The 26,169-nt window shown below is 61.9% G+C and carries 17 protein-coding genes and 2 other RNA genes; 6 read left to right on the top strand and 13 right to left on the bottom strand.

What is annotated here, in order from left to right:
• A non-coding RNA gene (locus ABLV64_RS26040) (RtT sRNA) lies at nt 1-114 on the top strand; the annotation flags it as partial.
• 43 nt (nt 115-157) lie between these two features.
• Nucleotides 158-289, top strand: a non-coding RNA gene (locus ABLV64_RS26035) — RtT sRNA.
• Between the two features lie 116 nt (nt 290-405).
• On the opposite strand, the gene ABLV64_RS26030 is transcribed toward ABLV64_RS26035, so the two are convergent.
• Nucleotides 406-849 (bottom strand): Lrp/AsnC family transcriptional regulator, encoded by a 444-nt coding sequence (locus tag ABLV64_RS26030; RefSeq protein WP_004203179.1) that lies wholly within the window; start codon nt 847-849, stop codon nt 406-408.
• Nucleotides 850-956: 107 nt separating this feature from the next.
• Between ABLV64_RS26030 and ABLV64_RS26025 the strand changes: the two genes are divergently transcribed.
• Nucleotides 957-1,853: a DMT family transporter gene (locus ABLV64_RS26025; protein ID WP_017900768.1), complete on the top strand. Its 897-nt coding sequence runs from the start codon at nt 957-959 to the stop codon at nt 1,851-1,853.
• Here the strand turns inward: ABLV64_RS26025 and narI are convergent.
• From narI to ABLV64_RS26000, 5 genes are all read right to left on the bottom strand, one after another.
• A complete protein-coding gene (narI, locus tag ABLV64_RS26020) occupies nt 1,850-2,527 on the bottom strand; it encodes a respiratory nitrate reductase subunit gamma (RefSeq protein WP_002910189.1) in 678 nt (225 codons plus the stop codon). The genes ABLV64_RS26025 and narI overlap by 4 nt on opposite strands.
• Nucleotides 2,527-3,237 carry a nitrate reductase molybdenum cofactor assembly chaperone gene (narJ, locus tag ABLV64_RS26015; RefSeq protein ID WP_004203182.1) on the bottom strand — a complete coding sequence of 237 codons (711 nt, stop codon included), beginning with the start codon at nt 3,235-3,237 and terminating at the stop codon, nt 2,527-2,529. Before narJ ends, narI begins: the two co-directional genes overlap by 1 nt.
• Nucleotides 3,234-4,769, bottom strand: a complete 1,536-nt coding sequence (gene narH, locus ABLV64_RS26010) for a nitrate reductase subunit beta (RefSeq protein WP_004203183.1) — start codon at nt 4,767-4,769, stop codon at nt 3,234-3,236. Before narH ends, narJ begins: the two co-directional genes overlap by 4 nt.
• Nucleotides 4,766-8,509, bottom strand: a complete 3,744-nt coding sequence (locus ABLV64_RS26005) for a nitrate reductase subunit alpha (protein WP_023318562.1) — start codon at nt 8,507-8,509, stop codon at nt 4,766-4,768. Before ABLV64_RS26005 ends, narH begins: the two co-directional genes overlap by 4 nt.
• Nucleotides 8,510-8,913: 404 nt before the next feature.
• Nucleotides 8,914-10,302 carry a NarK family nitrate/nitrite MFS transporter gene (locus ABLV64_RS26000; RefSeq protein WP_004203185.1) on the bottom strand — a complete coding sequence of 463 codons (1,389 nt, stop codon included), beginning with the start codon at nt 10,300-10,302 and terminating at the stop codon, nt 8,914-8,916.
• A 311-nt stretch (nt 10,303-10,613) separates the two neighbouring features.
• On the opposite strand from ABLV64_RS26000, the gene narX reads away from it, so the two are divergent.
• A complete protein-coding gene (gene narX, locus ABLV64_RS25995; RefSeq protein ID WP_017900764.1) occupies nt 10,614-12,392 on the top strand; it encodes a nitrate/nitrite two-component system sensor histidine kinase NarX in 1,779 nt (592 codons plus the stop codon).
• A gap of 10 nt (nt 12,393-12,402) precedes the next feature.
• Nucleotides 12,403-13,053: a two-component system response regulator NarL gene (narL, locus tag ABLV64_RS25990; protein WP_002910198.1), complete on the top strand. Its 651-nt coding sequence runs from the start codon at nt 12,403-12,405 to the stop codon at nt 13,051-13,053.
• Here narL and ABLV64_RS25985 read toward each other — a convergent pair.
• The 7 genes from ABLV64_RS25985 to nasR all read right to left on the bottom strand — a co-directional run bounded on the left by ABLV64_RS25985 (nt 13,050) and on the right by nasR (nt 25,636).
• Nucleotides 13,050-14,432, bottom strand: coding sequence for a YchO/YchP family invasin (locus ABLV64_RS25985; RefSeq protein WP_348843098.1), 1,383 nt, complete (start codon nt 14,430-14,432; stop codon nt 13,050-13,052). The two genes, narL and ABLV64_RS25985, sit on opposite strands and share 4 nt — an antisense overlap.
• A gap of 153 nt (nt 14,433-14,585) precedes the next feature.
• Nucleotides 14,586-17,192, bottom strand: a complete 2,607-nt coding sequence (locus tag ABLV64_RS25980; RefSeq protein WP_211773942.1) for a nitrate reductase — start codon at nt 17,190-17,192, stop codon at nt 14,586-14,588.
• Complete coding sequence (gene nirB, locus ABLV64_RS25975; RefSeq protein ID WP_077269309.1) at nt 17,192-21,259, bottom strand: nitrite reductase large subunit NirB; 4,068 nt, start codon at nt 21,257-21,259, stop codon at nt 17,192-17,194. Before nirB ends, ABLV64_RS25980 begins: the two co-directional genes overlap by 1 nt.
• Before the next feature lie 10 nt (nt 21,260-21,269).
• The gene (locus ABLV64_RS25970) at nt 21,270-22,058 is read right to left on the bottom strand and encodes an ABC transporter ATP-binding protein (protein ID WP_348843099.1); all 789 of its coding nucleotides are present in this window, start codon (nt 22,056-22,058) and stop codon (nt 21,270-21,272) included.
• Between the two features lie 9 nt (nt 22,059-22,067).
• On the bottom strand, nt 22,068-22,952 hold the full coding sequence (gene ntrB, locus ABLV64_RS25965; RefSeq protein ID WP_017900761.1) for a nitrate ABC transporter permease: 885 nt from the start codon (nt 22,950-22,952) through the stop codon (nt 22,068-22,070).
• Between the two features lies 1 nt (nt 22,953).
• Complete coding sequence (locus ABLV64_RS25960) at nt 22,954-24,210, bottom strand: CmpA/NrtA family ABC transporter substrate-binding protein (protein ID WP_348843100.1); 1,257 nt, start codon at nt 24,208-24,210, stop codon at nt 22,954-22,956.
• Between the two features lie 244 nt (nt 24,211-24,454).
• On the bottom strand, nt 24,455-25,636 hold the full coding sequence (gene nasR / locus ABLV64_RS25955; RefSeq protein ID WP_017899845.1) for a nitrate regulatory protein NasR: 1,182 nt from the start codon (nt 25,634-25,636) through the stop codon (nt 24,455-24,457).
• A gap of 68 nt (nt 25,637-25,704) precedes the next feature.
• Here nasR and ABLV64_RS25950 point away from each other — a divergent pair, with 68 nt between their 5' ends.
• On the top strand, nt 25,705-26,058 hold the full coding sequence (locus tag ABLV64_RS25950) for a DsrE/DsrF/TusD sulfur relay family protein (RefSeq protein WP_012541343.1): 354 nt from the start codon (nt 25,705-25,707) through the stop codon (nt 26,056-26,058).
• The last annotated feature ends 111 nt before the right edge of the window (nt 26,059-26,169 follow it).

Raw genomic sequence — 26,169 nt, 5'->3', positions numbered from 1 at the left:
AGGATGAGAAGCTTCGACTAAGGTTCGACTCGAGCGTAGCGAGAGAACGTTGCCGAAGGCAACGGCCCGAAGGGCGAGGCGCTTTAGCGCCGAGTTATCCTTCCCCCACCACCATCCCTTCATGTATTACCCAGCTTACTCCACTTGCGATACTTTATATTCTGCCCTACGGGGAAGGATGAGAAGCTTCGACTAAGGTTCGACTCGAGCGTAGCGAGAGAACGTTGCCGCAGGCAACGGCCCGAAGGGCGAGGTGCTTTAGCGCCGAGTCATCCTTCCCCCACCGCTGTTGCACTCTCGTCAGCCACCTGTTCTGCTATCTCCTCGCTCGCGCTTCGCTTAGCGAGGCTACAGGTGTGCCGTCTGGTAGTCCGGTCAGGTGCGCCGCACCGCCTCCGGGAAAACTCACAGCGGGGGCAGTCGCCTCTTCACCGGCGAACTTTTCACCACCGAGGTATTGCACTGCGCAAATTCGGCCAGGCCGTCCAGTAGCGTATCCAGCTGGGCAATATCACGCACCACCAGTCGCATCACGAAACAATCCTCTCCGGTCACTTTGTCACTTTCGATGCACTCCGGCATCGCCTGGATATATTTATCCACCTTCTGCAGTAGACCAGGCAGCGGCCGAACCCGCACCAGCGCCTGCAGGCTGTAGCCCAGCGCGGCGAGATTCACCCGCGCCCCATAGCCCTGAATCACGCCCCGCTCCTCCAGGCGCTTCACCCGCTCGGCGATGCTCGGCGAGGTCAGCCCCACCCGCGCGCTCAATACCTTCAACGAGACTCTGGCATCCTGAGTCAGGCAAGTAAGGATCGCCCGGTCAATTTCATCAAGTACGTCATTCATGTTTTTTACCTAATTATGAAAGGGATTTCCCCCTGTTTGCCTTAATTCAGCCATGTCAGGCTGTCAGGATTTTTCGCACAATACTGGAAAACTTCTGGAGGTGAAATATGCAAATTACCCGCGGCGTCTGGCAAATGAGCCTGGCGATGATAATTTCTGGCTCGATCGGCGCGTTCGTGCTGCTCTCTGGTTTGCCGGTAATTGATGTGGTGTTCTGGCGCTGCCTGATTGGCGCGCTCACCCTGCTGCTGTTTATCGTTCTCAGCCGCCAGCCCTTCAGTCGTCTCACGCGCTTCACCCTCGCCCTCGCGGTACTTGGCGGCATCGCGCTGGTCATCAACTGGCTGCTGCTGTTTGCCGCCTACTCGCGTATTTCAATTGGCATGGCCACGGTGGTCTACAACACCCAGCCGTTTATGCTGGTGCTGATGGGCATGGTGTTGGGGGAACGGGTCAGCGCCGTAAAATGGGGATGGTTACTGCTGGCCTTCGGCGGCGTGGTGATCCTGCTGTCAAGCGAGCTTGCCCCGACGCACGGCGAAAGTCTCACGGCCGGCGTTTTGCTGGCATTAGGCGCGGCATTTTTCTATGCCCTGACCGCCATCATCGCCCGCAAACTGCATCCGCTCCCTGCTCAGCATATTGCCTTTATTCAGATGCTCGTCGGCGTCGTGATGCTGCTGCCGCTGGTGCAAATGCCCGACTTTTCTGCCAGCTTCCCCTGGCGCTATCTGCTGATCCTCGGCGTCGTCCATACCGGGATCATGTATCAGCTTTTATATAGCGCGATACAGAAGCTGCCGACGCCCATTACCGGTTCGCTCTCCTTTATTTATCCGTTGGTGGCGATGGGGGTCGACTATCTGGTCTTCCATCATGCGTTAACCCCTGTGCAGTTGCTCGGCGGGATGCTTATTCTGTTTGCCGCCGCCGGTAATAACCTCGGCTGGGGCGAAAAAAAACCCCGCCAGGGCGGGGTCAGTCAGCGGTCGCGGGCCAGTTAGCGACGGGCGCGGACAATCTGGTATTTGCGCGTCAGGTACTCTACCGGCGCGCTCCAGATATGAACCAGGCGAGAGAATGGGAACAGCAGGAACAGGGTCATCCCCAGCACCAGGTGGACGCGGAAGATAAACGCCACGCCATCCAGGTGCTGCGACGCACCGCCGTGGAAGGTGACCACCGACTGCGCCCAGCCGACCAGCTTCATCATTTCGCTGCCGTCCATATGCTGGGCAGAGAATGGGATCGTCAGTAGACCCAGCGCACACTGCACCATCAGCAGGGAGAGGATCAGAATATCCGCGCCGGTGGTGGTGGCACGCACGCGTGGGCTGAGCAGACGACGCTTAAGCAGCAGTAAACCGCCCACCAGGGTCATCACGCCGCAGGCGCCGCCGGCGATCATCGCCATCTTCTGCTTGACGTCGATCGGCAGGAAGGATTCATACATCCAGTGCGGGGTCAGCATGCCGAGGAAGTGGCCGGCGAAAATGCCGAGGATGCCGATATGGAACAGGTTCGACGCCAGGTTCATTCCCTTACGGTCCAGCATCTGGCTGGAGGCGGCGCGCCAGGTGTACTGACCGTAGTCGTAGCGCAGCCAACTGCCGATCAGGAACACTGAACCCGCAATGTACGGATAAATGTCAAAGAAGAACATATTCAGGAAGTGCATTATTGCTGTCCTCCGTTAGAGATATTCAGATATTGCGGGGCCACGGCTCCGGCAAAACGACGCTGGTGAGCGGAAATCTCCGACTCGCCGCAGCCCTGGTCGGCAAAGAATTTCACCTGTTCTTCTTCCCAGACCGCGTCCAGCGCCTGCGGCGTATCGTCGCGGGCTTCGTCGGCAATCTTCTCCGCCACCTTCTGGCTGTCGACCTGAGTGTTTGCCAGCTTCAGCAGCAGTTCGAACAGCACCGCATAGCGGCTCTCGCGCTGCTGCAGCCGCGCGCTGAGCAGGCCGAGGATCGGCGCAACGTCCCGCAGGCCGCCAAGCGCTTCCTCTTCCGGCAGCTGCGCCAGATACTCCAGATACAACGGCAGATGATCCGGCAACTCATGGCTATCGAGCAGCAGACCGTGGCGCTCATACTGCGCCATCAGATCAACCATCGCCTGCCCGCGATCGCGGGATTCGCCGTGCACGTGTTCAAACAGCAGCAGCGAGGTGGCCCGGCCGCGGTCAAACAGTTCGCTATAGGCCGCCTGGGCATCCAGCGGATCCTGAGTCAGCAGATCGCGCAGAAAAACGCCCAGCGCGTGAGCATCCTCTTTGCTGAGTTTCTCTGATGACGCAAGCGCCTCGAACATCTCCTGCTGATGCTGCCATAAGGCAGCGTCAGGGTATTCGAGCAGGCGCGACACAATCACAAGTTCAATCATGCGTGCGGCTCCGTTTTGCTGGTCACGTCGATGGCGTCGATGCGACGGCTGTTGAACAGGTTGAACTGGCTGTCAGAGCCGTGGCAGCCGTCACCAAAGCTAAAGCCGCAGCCGTTTTTCTCCGGGAACGCTTCCCGCGCCTGTTCACGATGGCTGCTCGGCACCACGAAACGATCTTCGTAGTTAGCGATCGCCAGGTAGCGGTACATCTCCTGAGCCTGCGCTTCGCTTAAGCCCACCTCATCCAGCGCGCGGGTATCGACAACGCCGTCAACGGTTTCCGCCCGCTTATAGTGACGCATCGCCAGCATCCGCTTCAGGGCCAACAGGACCGGTTGGGTATCGCCGGCGGTCAGCAGGTTCGCCAGATACTGCACCGGAATACGCAGGCTTTCCACGTCCGGCAGGATCCCATTGCTGCCCAGTTCGCCGGCATCGGCGGCGGACTGAATCGGCGACAGCGGCGGCACGTACCAGACCATCGGCAGGGTGCGATATTCCGGGTGCAGCGGCAGGGCCAGCTTCCAGTCCATCGCCATTTTCCAGACAGGCGACTGCTGCGCGGCTTCAATCACCCCCTGCGGTACGCCATCTTTCAGCGCCTGCTCAATCACTTTCGGGTCGTTCGGATCGAGGAACACGTCCAGTTGACGCTGATAGAGATCTTTCTCGTTCTCGGTGCTGGCGGCATTTTCGATCGCATCCGCGTCATACAACAGGACGCCGAGATAGCGGATTCGGCCCACGCAGGTTTCGGAGCATACCGTCGGCATTCCGGATTCAATACGCGGGTAGCAGAAGATGCACTTTTCGGACTTTCCGCTCTTCCAGTTGAAGTAGATCTTCTTGTACGGGCAGCCGGTGATGCACATCCGCCAGCCGCGGCACTTGTCCTGGTCGATGAGCACGATGCCGTCTTCTTCACGCTTATAGATGGCGCCGCTCGGGCAGGTCGCGACGCACGCCGGGTTCAGGCAGTGCTCGCACAGGCGCGGCAGATACATCATGAAGGTGTTCTCGAACTGGCCGTACATCGCCTTCTGCATGTTGTCGAAGTTCTGGTCTTTGGCGCGCTTTTCAAACTCGCCGCCGAGGATCTCTTCCCAGTTCGGACCGCTGGTGATCTTGTCCATCCGTTGGCCGGTGATCAGCGAGCGCGGACGGGCGATCGGCTGGTGCTTACTCTCCGGGGCGTTATGCAGGTTCTGGTAGTCGTAATCGAACGGCTCGTAGTAATCATCGATGCCCGGCAGATGCGGGTTCGCGAAGATTTTACCTAACAGCATCGCGCGGTTGCCCATGCGCGGCTGCAGCTTGCCGTTGATTTTGCGGATCCAGCCGCCCTTCCATTTCTCCTGGTTTTCCCAGTCGTTCGGAAAACCGACGCCAGGCTTACTCTCCACGTTATTGAACCAGGCGTACTCCATCCCTTCCCGGCTGGTCCAGACGTTTTTACAGGTGACCGAGCAGGTGTGGCAGCCGATGCACTTATCGAGATTCAGCACCATGCCGACTTGTGAACGAATTTTCATTTTACGCTCTCCTGTACCTGGTCATTGCCTTCGCCGTCTAACCAGTTAATGTTCTTCATCTTACGTACCACCACAAACTCATCGCGGTTGGAGCCGACGGTGCCGTAGTAGTTAAAGCCATAGGCCAGATGGCCATAGCCGCCGATCATATGGGTCGGTTTCGGCGTAATACGGGTAACCGAGTTGTGGATCCCGCCGCGCTGGCCGGTAACTTCAGAGCCTGGCAGGTTTACGATGCGTTCCTGTGCGTGATACATCATGGTCATCCCGGCCGGTACGCGCTGGCTCACCACGGCGCGCGCCGTCAGGGCGCCGTTGGCGTTGAACACTTCGATCCAGTCGTTATCTTCGATCCCCAGATCTTTCGCATCCGCCTCGCTCATCCAGACGATCGGTCCGCCGCGTGACAGGGTCAGCATCAGCAGGTTATCGCTGTAGGTCGAGTGGATACCCCATTTCTGGTGCGGGGTCAGGAAGTTCAGCGCCTTCTCCGGGTTGCCGTTGGACTTCTCGCCCATCACCGCTTTCACCGAGCGGGTGTCAATCGGCGGACGATAAACCAGCAGGCTTTCGCCAAAGTCGCGCATCCACTGGTGATCCTGATACAGCGACTGACGACCGGACAGGGTACGCCATGGGATCAGCTCGTGAACGTTGGTGTATCCGGCGTTATAGGAGACGTGTTCGTCTTCCAGACCTGACCAGGTCGGGCTGGAGATAATTTTCCGCGGCTGCGCCTGAATGTCGCGGAAACGGATCTTCTCGTCTTCTTTGTTCAGCGCCAGGTGCGCGTGCTCGCGGCCGGTGATCTCGCTCAGCGCTTTCCACGCCTTCACCGCCACCTGACCGTTCGTTTCCGGCGCCAGGGTGAGGATCATCTCCGCGGCGTCAATGGCCGTCTCCAGCTTCGGCTGACCTTTCGCCGGGCCTTCCGCCTTGGTGTAGTTGAGCTTACGCAGCAGGTCCATTTCGCTCTGGGTATTCCAGGCGATGCCTTTCCCGCCGTTGCCGATGGTTTCCAGCAGCGGACCAATAGAGGTGAAGCGCTCGTAAGTCGCCGGATAATCACGCTCGACCGGAATAATATGCGGCGCGGTTTTCCCCGGAATCAGGTCACATTCGCCCTTCTTCCAGTCTTTGACGTCCAGCGGCTGCGCCATTTCCGCGGCGGAATCATGCTGGATCGGCAGCGTAACGACGTCGGTTTCTTTACCGAGGTGGCCCACGCACAGTTCTGAGAATTTCTTCGCGATACCTTTATAGATATCCCAGTCGCTCTTCGATTCCCAGGCCGGGTCAACGGCCGCCGACAGCGGATGAATAAACGGATGCATATCCGAGGTATTCATGTCGTCTTTTTCATACCAGGTGGCGGTCGGCAGCACGATGTCGGAGTAGAGACAGGTGCTCGACAGACGGAAGTCGAGGGTCACCACCAGGTCCAGCTTGCCGTCGAGGCCGTTATCTCGCCATTCGACTTCTTCCGGCTTCACGCCGCCCTGCTTGCCAAGGTCTTTGCCCTGAATGCCGTTCTCCGTACCCAGCAGGTATTTGAGCATGTACTCATGGCCTTTACCGGAGGAGCCCAGCAGGTTGGAACGCCAGATAAACAGGTTACGCGGATGGTTTTTACCGTTTTCCGGCTGCTCCGCCGCAAAGCGAATCGAGCCCTCTTTCAGGGATTTGACGGTGTAATCCACCGGCGTCATGCCGGCTTTTTTCGCCTCATCGGCGATGCGCAGCGGGTTAACGCCCAGCTGCGGCGCCGACGGCAGCCAGCCCATCCGCTCGGCGCGGACGTTGAAGTCGATCAGATGGCCGCTGTAGCGGGATTTATCCGCCATCGGCGACAGCAGCTCCTGCGCGGTCACGGTTTCATAGCGCCACTGGCTGGAGTGGTTGTAGAAGTACGAGGTGCTGTTCATATGGCGTGCCGGACGCTGCCAGTCAAGGGCGAACGCCAGCGGCTGCCAGCCGGTCTGTGGACGCAGTTTTTCCTGGCCCACATAGTGCGCCCAACCGCCACCGCTCTGGCCGACGCAGCCGCAGAAGATCAGCATGTTGATCAGACCGCGGTAGTTCATGTCGAGGTGGAACCAGTGGTTGAGACCCGCCCCGACGATAATCATTGAGCGACCATGGGTTTTATCGGCGTTATCGGCAAACTCGCGGGCGGTACGGATGATATGCGCGCGGGAGACACCGGTAATTTTCTCCGCCCAGGCCGGGGTGTAGGCTTTCACTTCATCATAGCTGGCGGCGCAGTTGTCATCGTTCAGACCGCGCTCCAGGCCATAGTTGGCCATGGTCAGATCGTACACGGTGGTCACCAGCGCGCTGGAGCCGTCGGCCAGCTGCAGGCGTTTGACCGGCAGTTTGTGCAGTAGAATGTTTTCAAGAGCGACTTTGTTGAAGTGCTCAGAACCTTCGCCGCCGAAGTACGGGAAGCCAACGTCCGCCACCTCGTCATGGCTGCCGAGCAGACTCAGACGCAGCTCAATCTCTTCGCCGGTTTTGCCATCGCGCTGTTCGAGGTTCCATTTGCCTTTGTCGCCCCAGCGGAATCCGAGGGAACCGTTCGGCACGGTGAGATCGCCTTTCTCGTCAAAGGCGACGGTCTTCCATTCCGGATTCTTTTCCTGACCAAGGGAATCCACGAGGTCGGACGCGCGCAGCGTGCGGCCGGCGGCGTAATAGCCGTCGCGCTCCTCAAGCATCACCAGCATCGGCATGTCGGTGTAGCGACGCACGTAATCGGTGAAATACTGGCTCGGCTTATCAAGATGGAACTCACGCAGCATCACGTGGCCCATCGCCAGCGCCATCGCGGCATCGGTACCCTGCTTCGGCGCCAGCCACAGATCGCAGAGCTTGGCGATTTCGGCGTAGTCCGGAGTGATGGCCACGGTTTTGGTCCCTTTATAGCGAACTTCGGTAAAGAAGTGCGCATCCGGGGTACGGGTCTGCGGCACGTTGGAGCCCCAGGCGATGATATAGCTGGAGTTGTACCAGTCGGCGGATTCCGGCACATCGGTCTGCTCGCCCCAGGTCATCGGCGAGGCCGGCGGCAGGTCGCAGTACCAGTCGTAGAAGCTCAGGCAAGTGCCGCCGATCAGCGACAGGTAACGGGCGCCGGAGGCGTAGGAGACCATCGACATCGCCGGGATCGGCGAGAAGCCGGCCACGCGGTCCGGACCGTAAGTTTTCACGGTATAGACGTTGGAGGCGGCAATCAGCTCGTTCACTTCCTGCCATGAGGAGCGGACAAACCCGCCGCGACCGCGAGCCTGTTTGAAGCTTTTGGCTTTGTCGGCGTCTTCGATAATCGAGGCCCATGCCGCGACCGGATCGCTATGCTGAACCTTCGCCTCCCGCCACATCTTCATCAGGCGTTTGCGCATCAGCGGGTATTTCAGGCGGTTCGCGCTGTACAGATACCAGGAGTAGCTGGCGCCGCGCGGGCAGCCGCGCGGTTCGTGGTTTGGCAGGTCCGGACGGGTGCGCGGATAGTCCGTTTGCTGGGTTTCCCAGGTCACCAGCCCGTTTTTGACATAAATCTTCCAGCTGCATGAACCGGTGCAGTTAACACCGTGAGTGGAACGCACAATTTTGTCATGCTGCCAACGTTGACGGTATCCATCCTCCCAGTCCCGGTTGGTGTTTAGAAGCTGGCCGTGCCCATCGGCAAAGGTTTCACCCTTCTGTTTGAAGTAGCGAAACCGGTCCAGGAATTTACTCATCGGGTTTCTCCTGATATGGAGCCTGACGGCTCTCTGATAAATCGACATTGCTGGATTTGCAGCGAAGGTAACGCCATGAAAGCGGGCGGGAATTGATAGCGATCAATACGGACTGGCTTGTTAACGTGGCGCAAATTGGCAATTACCACCAAGGTGGTACAAAACTCAGTTTTTTAATTTGATGTTTTTTAAGGTTTTTTAGCGAAAAATAGCTCGCCAGACGCGGGATGGTTCACCAGGGAGGTATTAAGGGGTAGAGCGGTGACGCTGGCAAGCCGTCCCTTCCCGGCTCAGTGGTCAAAACGAATAAAAACACTCATTAGTATGTTGTAACTAATAAAGCCAGTAAAAAAGGCGCCTCCCTCAGGAGTGCGCCTTTAGGAAGCGACATCGACTACGGCGAATTACTGACGCTTACGGCCGTATACCGCCCAGGTGATGATCACGCAGGCGATATAGAAGATCAGGAACACTTTCATCGCGCCGGCCGGCGAGCCGGTCAGATCCAGCGAGATACCGAACGCCTTCGGAATAAAGAAGCCGCCGATGGCGCCAATGGCGGAGATAAAGCCCAGCGCCGCCGCGGTATCGGTCGCCGCCTCGCGCATCGCCTGGGCTTCGCTGCCGCCCTGGGCCTTCACCCGGTCCATGGTCAGCTTACGGAAGATCACGGAGATCATCTGGAAGGTGGAGGCGCTGCCCAGCCCGGCGGTAAGGAACAGCACCATAAACACTGCAAAGAAGGCGATGAAGTTGCCGCCCTGGCCATTGGTCGGCAGCGTCAGGAACAGCAGCGCGCAGAAGACAGCCATCACCACGAAGTTCACCAGCGTCACGCGGGTACCGCCGAGACGGTCGGAGATCGCCCCGCCCATCGAACGCGCCAGCGCGCCAATAAACGGACCGAAGAAGGCGTAGTGCAGGATCTGCACGTCCGGGAACTGGGTTTTCGACAGCATGGCAAAACCGGCGGAGAAACCGATAAAGGAGCCGAAGGTCGCCAGATAGAGCAGCGCCATGATCCACAGATGCAGGCGTTTAAGCACCGGCAGCTGTTCGCTCAGCGAGGCTTTGGAAGCGGACAGGTCGTTCATAAAGAACCACGCCGCCAGGGTGAAGATAATCAGGAAAGGTACCCAGATCCACGCGGCGTTTTCCAGATACAGCATCGAGCCGTCCGGCTGCTGGCTGCCGGTCCCGCCAAAAATGGCAAACACCGAGACCGACACCACCAGCGGTGCGACCAGCTGCATCACGCTGACGCCCATATTGCCGAGGCCGCCGTTGACGCCCAGCGCCCCGCCCTGCTTCGCTTTCGGGAAGAAAAAACTGATGTTGGCCATACTGGAGGCGAAGTTGGCCCCGGCGAAGCCGCACAGCAGAGAGATGATGACGAAGACGCTAAACGGCGTGGAAGTATCCTGGACCGCAAAGCCCAGCCACACGCACGGCACAATCATGATCCCGGTGCTGAACGCCGTCCAGCGACGGCCGCCGAACAGCGGCACCATAAAGGCGTAAGGCACGCGCAACAACGCGCCGGAGAGCGCCGGCAGCGCGGTCAGCATAAACAGCTGATCGGTCGTAAACTGAAAGCCCACTTTGTTGAGGTTAACGGCAACGGCGCTGAACAACATCCATACGCAGAACGCCAGTAACAGACAGGGAACGGAGATCCATAAATTGCGGCTCGCCACATGGTGGCCGCGCTGTTGCCAGAATTCAGGATCTTCAGGCCGCCAGTCGGTAATGACCGAGCGATTAGCCTTCTCCGGGAGGGAAGATTGACTCATAGATACCTCTGATTATTCATATTTCCTGCCGCTACCTTAGGGGTTGCCCGGGGCGGTAAGTTGATATAAATCAAAGGAAAAGCGCGGACTAATTTGTGCAAAAATAGACCATGCTCCGAAGTGAGTAGAGAATGGTGGGAAAAAAAGTGTGGTTTTTCACACGGCTGCCGGGATGCGTATAACCCCTCTCCCAACGGTGCCTACCACCGACAATTAAGGAGTAACTCTTTGGGGGTATGGGTATACTCCAGGGGATAGCCGAGAATAAGCGCCACTCCCGGAGACACGACCGGTCAGGAGCCACGCATTCCATGTTAAAACGTCTTTTTACCCCGCTGACGCTGGTCAATCAACTGGCGTTGATCGTCCTGCTTGCCACCCTTACAGGCGTCGCCGGCATGGCGATCTCCGCGCGCCTGGTCAACGGCGTGCAGGGCAGCGCGCACGCCATTAACAAAGCCGGGTCATTACGCATGCAGAGCTACCGGCTGCTGGCGGCGATCCCGCTGAATGAACACGATCAAAAGCTGGTCGATGATATGACCGCCACCGTCTTCAGTCCGGAGCTGCAAAACTCCGCCCGCCGCGACGGACAGGAGCGCCAGCTGCAGGCCCTGCAGCAGTACTGGCAGCTGGCGCTGGCTCCCGGCATGCAGCGCGCGGTCAACCAGGCGGAGGTCGCCCAGGATGTCGCCGACTTTGTCGATCGTATCGACCAGCTGGTGACCGCATTCGACCATACCACCGAGCAGCGTATCGAACGGGTAGTCTGGATCCATCGCCTCCTCGCCATCGGCATGGCGCTACTGCTGATCTTCACCATCATCTGGCTACGCGCGCGGCTGCTGCGGCCATGGAAACAGCTGCTGAGCATGGCGCGAGCGGTGAGCCAGCGTGATTTCACCCAGCGGGCGCACATCAGCGGGCGCAACGAAATGGCGACTCTCGGCATGGCGCTAAATAACATGTCGGAAGAGCTGGCGGAAAGCTACGCCGTGCTGGAGCGCCGGGTGCAGGAGAAGACCGCCGGGCTGGAACAGAAGAACGAGATCCTCGCCTTCTTATGGCAGGCCAACCGCCGGCTGCACGCCAACGCCCCGCTCTGCGAACGCATTTCGCCGGTGCTGAACGGTCTGCAGGGTCTGACGCTGCTGCGCGATATCGAGGTGCGGGTCTACGATCTGGAAGATGAAGACAACCATCAGGAGTTTACCTGCCACTCGGATAATGAATGTGATGACATGGGCTGCTACCTCTGCCCACGCAACCTGCCGCCGCTACCGGATGGCGGCACAACGCTGAAGTGGCGGCTGTCGGATGCGCATAATCAGTACGGCATCCTGCTGGCGACGCTGCCGGTTGGCCGTCATCTCAGCCACGATCAGCAGCAGCTGGTGGATACGTTGGTTGAACAACTGACCAGCACTCTGGCGCTGGACCGCCATCAGGAGAAACAGCAGCAGCTGATCGTCATGGAAGAGCGGGCCACTATCGCTCGCGAGCTGCATGACTCCATCGCCCAGTCGCTATCCTGTATGAAGATGCAGGTCAGCTGCCTGCAGATGCAGGGCGACGCTTTGCCGGCGGAGAGCCGCCAGCTGCTGGGGCAAATTCGTAACGAGCTGAATACCTCGTGGGCCCAACTGCGGGAGCTGTTAACCACCTTCCGCCTGCAGTTGACCGAGCCGGGCCTGCGCCCGGCGCTGGAGGCCAGCTGTCAGGAGTACAGCGCCCACTTCGGCTTTACGGTGCAACTTGATTATCAGCTTCCGCCGCGCTTTGTGCCGTCGCATCAGGCCATACACCTGCTGCAGATCGCCCGCGAAGCGTTAAGCAACGCCCTGAAGCATGCCAGCGCGACGGAAGTGACCGTGACGGTGTCACAACGCGATAACCAGGTCCGTCTGGTAGTGGCGGATAACGGCCGCGGCGTGCCGGACCACGCCGAGCGGAGTAACCATTACGGTTTAATTATTATGCGGGATCGCGCGCAAAGCCTGCGCGGCGACTGTCAGGTTCGGCGCCGGGAAACCGGCGGGACCGAAGTGATCGTCACGTTTATCCCGGAAAAAACGTTTTCCATCCAATAAGGAGACCCCCATGAGTCAACAGGAACGGGCAACCATCCTTCTCATTGACGACCATCCGATGCTGCGCACCGGCGTGAAACAATTGATTAGCATGGCGCCGGACATCCAGGTGATTGGCGAAGCCAGCAATGGCGCGCAAGGTATCGAGCTGGCGGAGTCGCTGGATCCGGATTTGATCCTGCTGGACCTCAATATGCCGGGCATGAACGGCCTGGAAACGCTGGACAAACTGCGTGAGAAATCGCTGTCTGGGCGGGTGGTGGTCTTCAGCGTCTCTAACCATGAAGAGGACGTTGTTACCGCCCTCAAGCGCGGCGCCGATGGCTATCTGCTGAAAGACATGGAGCCGGAAGATCTGCTGAAAGCGCTGCAGCAGGCGGCCGCCGGAGAAATGGTATTAAGCGAAGCGTTAACCCCGGTGCTGGCCGCCAGCCTGCGCGCCAACCGCGCCACCTCCGATCGCGACATCAGCCAGTTGACCCCGCGCGAGCGCGACATCCTCAAGCTGATCGCCCAGGGGCTGCCGAACAAAATGATCGCCCGCCGGCTGGATATCACCGAAAGCACCGTCAAAGTGCACGTCAAGCACATGCTGAAGAAAATGAAGCTCAAATCCCGGGTGGAAGCCGCGGTATGGGTCCACCAGGAGCGAATTTTTTAAGGCGAGTCCGTCCAGGAGACGCCTGGCGTGGTGAACTTGACCAGCGGCTCGGTCAGCGCCAGGGCGATCTCATTGGATGAGACGCGCTGCCCCTGTTTATCCTCTACCACCACCGACAGGCGCCAGCGGTTCGCGGCGCCCGGTTCACTGTTCCACACCGGCATAATCACGCTCCAGCCATCGGGGCTGCGGGCATCCACCGGCGGCGTCAGGCTGAGCGCCTGGGTGTCGCCCTGCCAGTGCAGCGACTTGATACCGTGCAGACTATGGATCTGCAGCTTCAGCTGCACCGTCTCCCCGGACTGTAGATCCCAGGGCGGCGTGGCCAGATAGACCGTCAGATTTTTGCGCTGCCGATACTCCACAACCGGCAGATTATCCCGCTCCGGGCTGTCGAAGCGGCTGCCGCGCAGCGAGTTGCTGAACGCCACCTCGTCCGCCGCCAGCTGCTGCTTGAGCGGCACACCAAAGCGGTAGTTGAGCTTCAGGCCAACGTTATTCTGGCTGACGCCATTTTCCCCTTGCTTATGTTTGGCGGTCACGGTGACCAGCGGGACCGGGGTGTAATTGAGCCCGACGGAGACGGCCACCGGGTTATGGTAGCCAGTGCCGGTGTGAAACAGATCGACGCTGTCGCCGAAGTATTGTTCGACGCTGACGCTGGTGTTGATGTGCTCATAAAACGGCAGTCGCGCCTGGGCGGTAACGTCATACCCTGCGGCCATCCGCTGCTCCTGGGTTTGATTCTCCCGCAGCTGCCAGTCGCCCAGCGGATGGTAGTAGTTCGCCGACAGGCGGAGATATTCTCCCCACGCCTCGGCGCCGACGCTGCCGCGAGCCAGGCTTTCGCTCAGCACCTTGTCATAAAACGAGTTATAGCCCAGCAGCCAGCCGCCGACCCGCCAGCGCTGGCCAAGCCCAATGTTGCCCACCAGATCGTTCTCGCGCCGGGTTACCGAATACTGGTTCCACGTCAGGTAGCGATCGTTATCCTGCAACGGCACGAACCAGCTCCCTTTACTGCCAGTGAACTTCCCCTCTTTATCGACCAGCAGGTCGACATTGGCGTTGCCCCATGGCGAGAGCCAGCTCTCCAGCTGGTGGCTCACTTCATTGCCGAGTTTGTTGATGGCGAACATCTGCGCCTGTTCGCCCGCCGTCAGTCCGTTATCGCTCATGCTGGCCTCGCCGAACTTCTTAGCCACTTCGGCAAAGTGTCTGGCGTCGTCATCGACCTGCGGGGCGATCCCCAAATCGGGCAAGGAAGGTTCTTCCTGGGGAGTAAGAGTGGTGTGGCTGGCGGTCAGCGCCCAGACGGGAAAGCCCGGCAGCAGCAGGAGAAAGATCAGGGATGGCAGCAAACGGTACGACACAGGCATCAACTGGTTTTGCGCGGGCTCGCAGAAAAAATTGGAAGATGGTTTTAGTTTATCGTTTTTTCCCCTCTCCCGCAGCCTTGCGGACAATTCCAGGAATATGCTGAAACCGGTTGGGCAATCTGTCGCCCAACCACAGAAGATATCGCCGCGCCGTTAGGCCCCGGCGCGGGCCGGTTGCGTCGCCAGCAGCGCGTTGAGCTCCGGCACGCAGGAGCCGCAGTTGGTCCCGCACTTCAGCCTGGCGCCCAAAGCCCCGACGCTGGCGCAGCCGCTGGCGATGGCCTCGCCGATCGCCCGCTCGCCGACCCCAAAGCAGCTGCAGACAATCCGACCCGGCGGCGCGGCGGCAGCGTCCGGTCGGCCGCTGAGCAGCGCATGGCGCCGGGCGGCATCGGACGGCGGCGTGGCGAAGGCGGCGCTTACTCCCGCGCTATCCACCGCCGGCTCGCGCGCATCGCTCCACCAGCCCAGCATCAGCCTCCCCTGATGCCACGCCAGTAGGTTCCACACTGCGCCGCCGTCTGCTATCTGCAGCTGCCAGCCGCGCTGCTCGCACCAGACCCTGAGCCACTGGCGGGCTGACGCCTCCCCGGCCAGCGAGTAGTGCAGCACTCCTGTCGCCGCCCGCCGCCGCCAGTGCCAGGCCGCAGGAAATAGCAGCGGTTCGCGACAAAACAGTTCGCTGTGCCAGGCTGGCTGCCAGGCGGCGATGGCCACCGCCGCCTGTTTACTCTCCGGCTGGGCGGAATGCGGGTCCGTGACGGCGGCCAGCAGGTTATTCACCCGCCCCTGGCGGGCGAACTGATTGTTCCAGTGCATGGGGACAAACAGCGAGCCGGGGCGCTGGCCTTCGCTGATCGCCACTTTCGCCACCATCACCCCATGGCGCGACCAGATCCGCGCCAGCCCATCGGCGACAAGCTGGTAGCGAACGGCGTCCTGCGGCGCCACCTCCACCACCGGCTCCGCGATATGCTGCATCAGCCGCGGCACAGCACCGGTGCGGGTCATGGTGTGCCACTGATCGCGGATCCGCCCGCTGTTGAGGATCAGCGGATAAAAGACATCGGTTGCCGCCCGGGTCGGCTGAGGCGTCACCGGCACCATTCGCAACCGGCCATCGCGATGCCAGCCGCGCGTGACATCCAGGTCGGCGCGGCGGCGGCTGACTGGCCAGCGGACCGGCGCCATGGCGTCCCACGCCTCGCGGCTGAGATCCGCCAGCGCGCCGATATCAAACGCCCGCTGGCCGTCGTTTTCGAAACCGGACAGCGCCGCATGCTCGCGGAAAACGTCATGCGGATGCTGCCAGGCAAACGCCTCGCGATATCCCAGCGCCTGCCCCACTCGGGCGATGATCCACCAGTCCGCTTTCGCCTCCCCCGGCGGCGGCAGAAAGCTGCGCTGACGGGAGATGCGCCGCTCCGAGTTGGTGACCGTGCCATTTTTCTCGCCCCAGGCCAGCGCCGGAAAACGGATGTGGGCGAAATGTCCGGTATCCGTCTCAGCGGCAACATCCGAGACGATCACCAGCGGACAGCCGGCCAGCGCCTGGCTCACCGCGTGGCTGTCGGGGAGGGACACCACCGGATTGGTGCCCATGATCCAGACCGCTTTCACCTCGCCGCGGCCGATGGCGGCAAACAGCTCCACGGCGGTCAACCCCGGGGTCTGCGCCAGCCGCTCGGTTCCCCAAAAGCGGGCCAGCCGCTGCAGATCGGCCGGCACAAAATCCATGTGCGCCGCCAGCATCGTCGCCAGCCCGCCGACTTCGCGCCCCCCCATGGCGTTGGGTTGACCGGTCAGCGAAAAGGGGCCGCAGCCGCGGCGGCCATACTTTCCGCTAGCCAGATGGACGTTGATGATGGCATTACATTTGTCGCTGCCGCTGGCTGACTGGTTAATTCCCATGGTGTAGAGGGTGATGGCCCGCGGGGCGGCGATAAAATCGCGATAGAAACCCGCCACCTCATCGGCAGCCAGGCCGCAAAAATCAGCCACCTTCGCCACGTCCCAGCCACTCGCTTCGGCCAGCGCCTGCGAGCCATCGCGAAAACCGTCGACGCAGGCTCCGGCCTGCGCCAGGGCGTTAAGCAACCCCACGAACAGCCCGCCGTCGCTTCCCGGCGCCAGCGCCAGATGGCGATCGGCGATCTCGCAGGTGGCGGTGCGTCGGGGATCGATCGCCACGATCTGCAACCGGGGATTGCCCCGCTTCGCCTGCGCCAGACGCTGGTACAGCACCGGATGCGCCCAGGCAGCGTTTGAGCCGACCACCACCACCAGATCGCTGTTTTCCACATCCTCATAGCTACAGGGCACCACGTCGGCGCCAAAGGCCCGCTTGTAGCCGGTCACCGCCGACGACATGCATAGCCGCGAATTGGTGTCGATGTTCGCCGCGCCGATAAACCCCTTCATCAGCTTGTTGGCGGCATAGTAATCCTCGGTTAACAGCTGGCCGGAGGCGTAGAAGGCCACCGCCTGCGGGCCGTGCTGGTCGATAACCTGTTGCAGGCGAGAAGCGGTCTCCGCCAGCGCCTGAGGCCAGGTCACCTTCTGGCCGTCCACCTCCGGCGCCAATAGCCGCCCCGCCAGGCCCGTGGTCTCCCCGAGGGCAGCCCCTTTGACGCACAGACGGCCGAGGTTGGCCGGGTGCTGGTCGTCGCCGCGCACGCTCACCCGCCCCGCGTCATCTACGCTCGCCAGCACCCCACAGCCTACGCCGCAGTAGGGACAGGTCGTTCGGATGGTCTTCATCATGAGGCCTCCGCTCGCGCCAGCAGCTGCTGGCTGCCCACCCACACTTTGCCGTTTTCCACTTTCACCGGCCAGGCGCGCACCGCCTGTTCACCGCCGTCGCACGGCCAGCCGTCGCGCAGGCGAATCCGCTGTTTGTACAGCGGGGAGATCACCACCGGTTCCCCGCTGACGTCCCCTAACAGCCCCCGCGACAGCACGTTGGCCGCGCTGCCCGGCTCGCGGTTGTCCAGGGCATACACCCGATCGCCGAAGCGGAACAGGGCGATCTGCCGCTCGCCTAACCGGGCGCCGATCCCCGCCTGCGCCGGAATGGCGTCAAGGTCGCAAATCGCCTGCCACGGCCGGGATGGGAGTTCGCCTTCGGGCAACGCTTCAGCAGGCAACGGCTGCGGCTGACCGCGCAGATCGTGGCGCTGCACCGCCTCGTCGGGCTGGTCGCTGTTAACGAAGGAGCGGAACAGCGCCAGACGCTGCGGATCGTTGAGGGTGGTCTGCCACTCGCACTGGTAGCTGTCGACGATGCGGGCCATCTCCTGCTCCAGCTCCTCGCCAATGCCGAGGCTATCCTCCAGCACCACCTGCCGCAGGTAGGCGACGCCGCCCTCCAGGTTGTCCATCCAGGTGCTGGTGCGCTGCAGGCGGTCGGCGGTACGGATATAGAACATCAGCAGACGATCGATGCTGCGGATCAGCGTCGCTTCGTCGAGATCGCTGGCAAACAGGTCGGCGTGACGCGGTTTCATTCCGCCGTTGCCGCAGACGTAGAGATTCCAGCCTTTGTCGGTGGCAATCACTCCGATATCTTTGCCCTGGGCTTCGGCGCACTCGCGGGTGCAGCCAGAGACCGCCATCTTGATCTTGTGCGGGGCGCGTAGCCCTTTATAGCGATGCTCAAGCCGCACCGCGAGCCCGGTGGAGTCCTGCACGCCGTAGCGACACCAGGTTGCGCCGACGCAGGACTTCACCGTGCGCAGCGACTTGCCATAAGCGTGGCCGGTTTCAAACCCGGCGTCGGCCAGCTCGCGCCAGATAGCCGGCAGCTGTTCCAGCCGCGCGCCAAACAGGTCGATGCGCTGGCCGCCGGTCACTTTGCTGTAGAGCTGATAACGTTTGGCGATCTGCCCGATGGCGATCAGCCCGTCCGGCGTCACTTCCCCCGCCGCCATCCGCGGCACCACCGAATAGGTTCCGTCCTTCTGAATGTTGGCGAAATAGCGATCGTTGGTATCCTGCAGCGGCAGGTGCGCCGGCTTCAGCAGGTATTCGTTCCAGCAGGAGGCCAGCACCGAGGCCACCAGCGGTTTACAAACCTCGCAGCCGTGCCCCTGGCCGTAGCGGCTAATCAGCTGCTCGAAGGTATGGATATGGTTGACCCGCACCAGGTGGTAGATCTCCTGGCGCGACCACGGGAAATGCTCGCAGACGTCTTTTTTCACTTCGACGCCCTGCGCCGCCAGCTGGTACTCCATCACCTGTTTCACCAGCGCGCTGCAGCCGCCGCAGCCGGTGGCCGCTCTGGTGCAGCTTTTTATCGCCGCCATATCCCCCGCGCCATTGTTCACCGCCTGGCAGATATCGCCTTTGCTGACGCTATGGCAGGAGCAGATCGGCGCGCTGTCGGGCAGCGCCGCCACCCCCAGCGCCTTCGGCGCGGCCCCCTCCAGCGCCGGCAGGATCAGGCTCTCCGGACGCGGCGGCAGCGCCATGCCGTTCAGCATCATCTGCAGCAGCGTGGCATAGTCGCTGGCGTCCCCCACCAGCACGCCGCCAAGCAGGGCTTTGCCGTCCTGACTGACGACGATTTTTTTGTAAACCTGCTGCGGACCGTCGGTCCATTGATAGCTCTGGCAGCCCGGCGTGCGCCCCTGCGCATCGCCAAACGAGGCCACGTCAACCCCCAGCAGCTTCAGTTTGGTGCTCATGTCGGCACCGCTAAAGCAGGCGTCCTCTCCTGCGAGGGTGGCTGCGGCGATCCGCGCCATCTGATAGCCCGGCGCCACCAGGCCGTAAATTTTATTATCCCACAGGGCGCATTCGCCTATCGCCAGCACGTCCGGGTCAGAGGTGCGGCACTGGCCATCAATGCCAATCCCCCCGCGCTCGCCGACCTGCAGCGCGCAGCCGCGGGCCAGCGCGTCCTGCGGGCGGATCCCCGCCGAGAAGACCACCATGTCGGTCAACAGCGTGCCACCGTCGGCAAAGTTCAGCCGCAGGCCGTCGGCCTCGCTCACGATGGCGGTGGTGGCTTTGCTGGTATGCACCCCCACGCCGAGGGCGACGATCTTCTCCCGCAGCATCGCCGCCCCGCCGTTATCCAGCTGGACGGCCATCAGGTTCGGGGCAAACTCCACCACGTGCGTCTCCAGCCCCAGCTGTTTCAGGGCGTTGGCGGCCTCCAGCCCGAGCAGGCCGCCACCGATCACCACCCCGCGCTTCGCCGCGGCGGCATGGGCGGCGATGCGGTCCAGATCGTCAAGGGTGCGATAGACAAAGCACCCGTCGAGATCGTTGCCAGGGACAGGCGGAACAAAGGGATAGGAGCCGGTCGCCAGCACCAGTTTATCCCAGTGGGTTTCATGTCCCTCGGCGTCCCGCACCAGCCGCGCGTCGCGGTCGATCGTCGCCACCGCCTTGCCGAGGCGGAGTTCGATGCCGTGCCGGTGAAAGAAATCATCGGCCACCAGCGACAGCGATTCGGCGCTGCGTCCGGCGAAATATTCGGAGAGGTGCACCCGGTCGTAGGCGGCGTAACGCTCTTCGCCAAACACCACGATACGATATTGCTCATGCAGGTTGCGGCTCACGCATTGTTCGAGAAAATGGTGGCCGACCATGCCATGTCCCACCAGCACTAATACAGGTTTCGTCATCGTCATTATTCCTGCAGCCTGCGGCTGCGTTGAAGAAGGATCAAAAAGCCAGTCCGCGGTGGCGGGCTCGTCGCTTTCCAGGCGCGCGGTGAGCGCGGCGGCGGCAGTGCAATCGCCCATCAGCAGCACGCCGCGCAGGCGGCCGTCGCGCAGCAGCAGGCGACGATAGTGGCGGTCGATGGGGTCCCAGCTGGTAAAAATGTCATCCTGTTCGCCGGCCTGCTGCTCGCCAGCGCTAAAGAGTTCAATGCCGGTGACCTTCAGCCGGGTGCCGGCGTCCTGCCAGACAAAGCCCGCGCCGGGGACGCCGCACAGGCGATCCGCCAGCACTTCGGCCTGGCGCAGGCAGGGAGCCACCAGCCCCCAGGTCTGGCCGTCAATTTCGCAACATTCGCCAATGGCGCTGATCCCCGGCAGCGAGGCGGCCATCTGGCGGTCAACCACGATCCCCCGCTGGCACAGCACACCGGACTGCGCCGCCAGACGGCTGTTGGGCTGCACGCCGGTCGCCAGCACCACTCTGTTGGCGCGGAATACGCGCCCATCCGCCAGCCGCACGCCGTCGGCGTCGATGGCGGCGATCCGGCACTCCAGCACACAGCGAATGCCGCGCGCTTCAAGCTGCTGCCTGAGCTCATCGGCGGCAAAAGCGTCGGTCAGCGGCGCCATTAATCCGCCGCCGCGATGCAGGAGAGTGACCTCCCCGCCGTGGCGACGCAGCGCCGCCGCCGCTTCCACCCCCAGCACCCCACCGCCAATCACCACCGCCGGGCCGGGTATCGCCAGAATACGTTCCACGTCCGCCAGGGTGCGGAAGGGCATAACCTGCGGACGATCAATGCCCGGCAGCGGCGGGATAAAGGGCCGCGAACCGGTGGCGAACACCAGCTCATCCCACGGCAGCCAGGTCTCCGCGATGCGCAGCCGCCGTTGCACAACATCGACTTCATCCACCGCCTCGCCAGACCGCAGGCACACCCCGTGCCGGGTGTACCACTCCGCCGGCAGCAACGGGAGCTGCGCCGCTGTTTTTTCGCCAGCCAGCAGCGGCGAGAGCTGGATGCGGTTATAGGCCGGGTGCGGCTCGTCGCCGACGACGGTAATGGCAAACCGCGCAGGGTCGCGCTCAACCAGCCGCTGCACCAGACGGGTGGCCGCCATGCCGTTACCGATCACCACCAGTCGCCGCGTCATGACCGCCTCCTTACGCCGCTTTCGGCTGTTTTTCATACAGGAAATGGAGGATCTGCTGGCGCAGATGGTGATACCGGCTGTCGTCCGCCAGCTGAACGCGGTGGCGCGGACGCGGCAGATCGACCGAGAGGATCTCGCCGACCGTCGCTGCCGGGCCGTTGGTCATCATCAGCACCCGGTCGGAGAGCAGCACCGCTTCATCAACGTCGTGGGTGATCATGACGATGGTGGTATTGAGCTCCTGCTGAATCTGCATCACCGTGTCCTGGAGGTGGGCGCGGGTCAGCGCGTCCAGAGCGCCGAAGGGCTCATCAAGCAGCAGCACTTTCGGCTTCATCGCCAGCGCCCGGGCGATACCCACCCGCTGCTTCATGCCGCCGGAGATCTCCCCGGGCCGTTTATGCAGCGCATGACCCATCTGCACGCGCGCGAGGTTGTGTTCAATCCACTCCCGACGCTCATGCTTGCTCATGGTGCGACGGAACACCTGATCCACCGCCAGCGCCACATTGTCGAAACAGCTCAGCCACGGCAGCAGCGAGTGGTTCTGGAAAACCACCGCCCGCTCCGGCCCGGGCCCGGCGATTTCGCGGTTATCGCACAGCAGTCCGCCCTCGGTAGGGGTCGTGATCCCAGCGATCAGGTTTAGCAGAGTCGATTTTCCGCAACCCGAGTGGCCGATCAGGCTAATGGTCTCCCCTTCGACGATATCGAAGGAGACATTCTGCAGCGCCAGGAACTCGCCGCTGGCGGTGTTGAAGCATTGGCTGACGGCCTGCACCTGAATTAATGGTTTCATGTTGGCTCCTTATTTTTCCTGCCAGCTAAAGCGGCGAGCGAGCAGCATCAGGCCCTGCTCCAGCAGCAGGCCGACGACGCCGATAATGACGATGGCGATGATGATGTTTTCCACATTGAGGTTGTTCCACTCGTTCCAGATCCAGAAGCCGATCCCCAACCCGCCGGTAAGCATTTCCGCCGCCACGATCACCAGCCAGGCGATGCCGATGGAGAGGCGCACGCCGGTAAGCACCGCCGGCAGCACCGCCGGAAAGAGGATTTTGCGCATCACCGTCCACTCCGAGAGCTGGAGGACGCGGGCGACGTTGAGATAGTCCTGCGGGATCCGCCGCACGCCTTCCGCGGTGTTGATCACCATCGGCCAGATGGAGCAGATAAAAATGGTCCAGCTGGAAGCCGGCTCCGCCTTCTGGAACAGCAGCAGGCCAATCGGCAGCCAGGCCAGCGGGCTGACCGGGCGCAGCAGAGCAATCAGCGGATTAAACATGCGGGCGAAGAACAGCGAACGGCCGATCAAAAACCCCAGCGGAATGCCCGCCAGCGCCGCCAGGCCGAAGCCCACCGCCACGCGCTGCAGGGAAGCCAGCACGTTCCAGCCGATGCCCATGTCATTCGGCCCGTCCTGATAGAACGGATCGGCAAACAGGGTCAGCGCCGAGTCCAGCGTGCTCAGCGGCGTGGGAAAGCCTTTGCTGTGCATCGCCGCCAGCTGCCAGGCCAGTAGCAGCACCCCCAGCCCCAGCAGCGGGGGCAGCAGGCGCTGGATGAGCTCACGCAGCCAGCGCGTGACGGTTGGCGTGGTGCGCCGGACCTGCACCGGCGGCAGGAGAATCACTTCGCCAGGCGCGTTCTCCACGCTGACGGCCGGTTGCTTACGTTGTGCCTGCTTCATCTCATGCCCCCTTACGTTGAATAGCGAAATGGCGGGCGTAGCCTTCCGGGTCGGACCCGTTCCAGACCGTACCGTCCATCAGTGTGCTGCTGCGCATCGTGGCTGCCGGCGCGCTGATCCCCCCTACCGCCTGGGCGGCAGCCTGCCAGACGTCGATGCGATTAATGCGCGACGCCACCGCGAGATAATCCGGAGCCTGTTTCAGCAGCCCCCAGCGACGAAACTGGGTGAGGAACCACATCCCGTCCGACAGCCAGGGGAAGCTCACCTCGCCCTCGGCGTAAAAGCGCATCGGATGGGGATCCTGCCAGCGGCGGCCGAGGCCGTTGTCATACTCCCCAAGCATCCGGCCGGTGAGGTACTGCTCTTTGGTATTGAGCCAGCCGCGCCTGGCGAGCAGGCGGGCCGTCTCCCGGGTGTTCTCCGGCGAGGCGGCGATCCAGCGCTGCGCCTCCATCAGGGCCGCCACCAGCGCGCGGGCGGTGTTCGGCTGGCGTTCCACCCAGTCGCGACGGGCGCCCAGCACCTTTTCCGGATGCTCGGGCCAGATATCCTGGGAAGTGGCCGCGGTGAAGCCGATACGGTCGTTTATGGCGCGGGCGTTCCACGGCTCGCCGACGCAAAAGCCGCTCATATTGCCGATGCGCATGTTCATCACCATCTGCGGCGGCGGCACCACGACGGTGCGCACATCGTTAAAGGGATCGATGCCGGCGCTCGCCAGCCAGTAGTAGAGCCACATAGCATGGGTGCCGGTGGGAAAGGTATGGGCGAAGGTGTAGCTGCCCGGCGCGCTGCGGTCGATCAGCCGCTTCAGACCGCCGAGGTCGGTCACCCTTTTCTCCTGCAGTTCGCTGGAGAGGGTGATGGCCTGACCATTGCGGTTGAGAGTCATCAGATTGGCCATCGCCTGCGGCTTGCTGGCGATCCCCAGTTCAAGTCCGTACAGCAGGCCATAGAGAATATGCGCCGCGTCCAGTTCACCGGCCACCAGTTTGTCGCGCACCGCCGCCCAGCTGGCCTCCTTACTCGGCGCCAGGCTAATGCCATATTTTTTGTCAAACCCCTTCGCCGCAGCGATGGCCAGCGGCGCGCAGTCGGTCAGCGGAATAAACCCGACCCGCACGGTGGTCTGCTCCGGTCTGTCCGAGCCGCCGGCCCACGCGGCCTGCATCACGCCCGGCAGCAGCATCGCGCCGCCCAGCGCGGCCCCTGCCTGCAGCAAGCGCCGCCGTGAAATTGAAAATTTATCGCTCATATCCGCTCCACACGCGCAAAAAAAAAGCGCCCGACAGTGCATACGCACTGCAGGACGCCTTTATCCACGGACACCCGAACCGCCATTGGTTCGTCGCCCGGACTTTTATTCACTCACTATAACTAATGCAAAGAGGATGCCAGCTTTAGCAATGGCGCACGGGCGGGCTTTTCCTTTCGCCCGGGTCGGTTTGTCAGGCAAAAGTGCACCGCCGACAGGCAGCAAATGCCCATCGGTTGTGCATCTACTCCTTTGGAGTTACTGGCCAGATCGCCTTCACCATCAGCAGCGCGCGGGCTATCTCAACCATCCGCTGATTCTTGTCCATGGCCATCTTGCGCAGCGTCTGCCAGGCCTGCTCCTCCGGCATCCCCTGGTGTGTCATCAGCAGGCTTTTCGCTTTTTCGATCAGCTTGCGTTCCTCGAGTGCGTCTTTCAGCGAAGCCAGCTGACTGGAGAGCTGCTGCAGCTCATAGGCCTGCTGGCGCACCAGCGGCAGCAGCTGTTTATCCAGCCGCGGCGTCACGCTGTCGCTCTCCTCCCCGGCCAGCCAGCCAGGCGCGTCGTCTTCTAACAGCGCGTCGGTGGCGTCCAGCAGATCGTCGATCAGTTGCTCTTCCACTTCGCGCAGCTGCTCAAGCCGCTGGGTCTGCAGGCCGAACCAGCGCAGCGCCGTTTCCCCACCGTCTGCCGCCGGCTGGCGGGTGCAGGCGATCCGCCGCAGCTGCTCTATGTCCAGACCGGCCTGACACTGGGTAGTAAACAGCTGGACGGTCGCCGGGCTGCCCAGCGCCAGGAAGCTGTCGAAGCAGGGCTGCTGACCGTCAATACGGTCCACCAGCTGCTGGCGCAGGCTGTCGCTGAACTCGCCGCGGGTAAAGCCCAATGCTCCCAGCGCGCGCTCCTGACCCACCAGCTCTTTTCCCTGCATAAAGCTGTACAGGGCGACCATACGCCCGGCTACCGGCGGGTCGTCAATACTGTCATTGAGCTGCGGGACGATATTCAGCAGATGGCGGATAATACGGCTGAACTGCTCCGTCGCGGCTTCAGCGGCTACCTGCCGGCGGCTGACCTGCTCACGCAGCGCCGGGAGCTGCGCCAGATCGCCTACCGCCCGGGCGATGCGCCAGCACAGCGCGCTGCCGGCGACCGCGCGCGCCCGTTCGAGGGCGGCATAGAACAAGGCCAGCCGCTCATCAACCAGCGCCCCACCCGCCCGACACTCCGCCGCGTACAGCTGGCCGCCCGAGCAAAGAAAAATATTCGACGCCCCGCGCTCGCACTGCAGCATATGCACCAGCGCGCTGAGCTGACTTGCCAGCTCGCCCAGCCGGGCTAGTTGCTGAAGCTGTTGTTTTTGCAGGCGGCGCGCCAGCTGCAGCCAGGCCGTCGCCTCGTCCGCGTGACCAGTCGTATTATTCATACCCCTCCTCCGGGTTAACGCTTTATACTGCGGTAAAGCAATAACCGTGCCTTTAAGAAGGAGTTTGTATGCAACGTATTGTGATTATCGCCAACGGCGCCGCCTACGGCAGCGAGTCCCTGTTCAACAGCCTGCGCCTGGCCATTGCCCTGCGCGAACAGCAGTCCGACCTCGACCTCAAGCTGTTTTTGATGTCCGACGCGGTCACCGCCGGGCTGCGCGGGCAGAAGCCGGCGGAAGGCTATAATGTGCAGCAGATGCTGGAGATCCTCACCGCCCAGCAGGTTCCCGTGAAGCTGTGCAAAACCTGCGCGGACGGCCGCGGGGTCAGCGCACTGCCGTTGATTGACGGGGTGGAGGTTGGCACTCTCGTTGAGCTGGCCCAGTGGACCCTGGCGGCAGATAAAGTGCTGACCTTCTGAATTTGGGGTGCCGAACGGCAGGAAATATCAGGTTTCGCCACCTGAAGAGGCGAAAAAAACGTTAGCTGAATGCTTTCAGGAACAACGTCATTTTTGTTTAATCTTTATCCC

Origin of the sequence: Klebsiella sp. JB_Kp031, from assembly GCF_040064295.1 — a bacterium.
In the GTDB taxonomy this organism is placed as follows: Bacteria; Pseudomonadota; Gammaproteobacteria; order Enterobacterales; family Enterobacteriaceae; genus Klebsiella; species Klebsiella quasipneumoniae.
The sequence above is the reverse complement of the archived record's forward strand: the minus strand, read 5'-3'. Positions and strand labels throughout refer to the sequence as shown.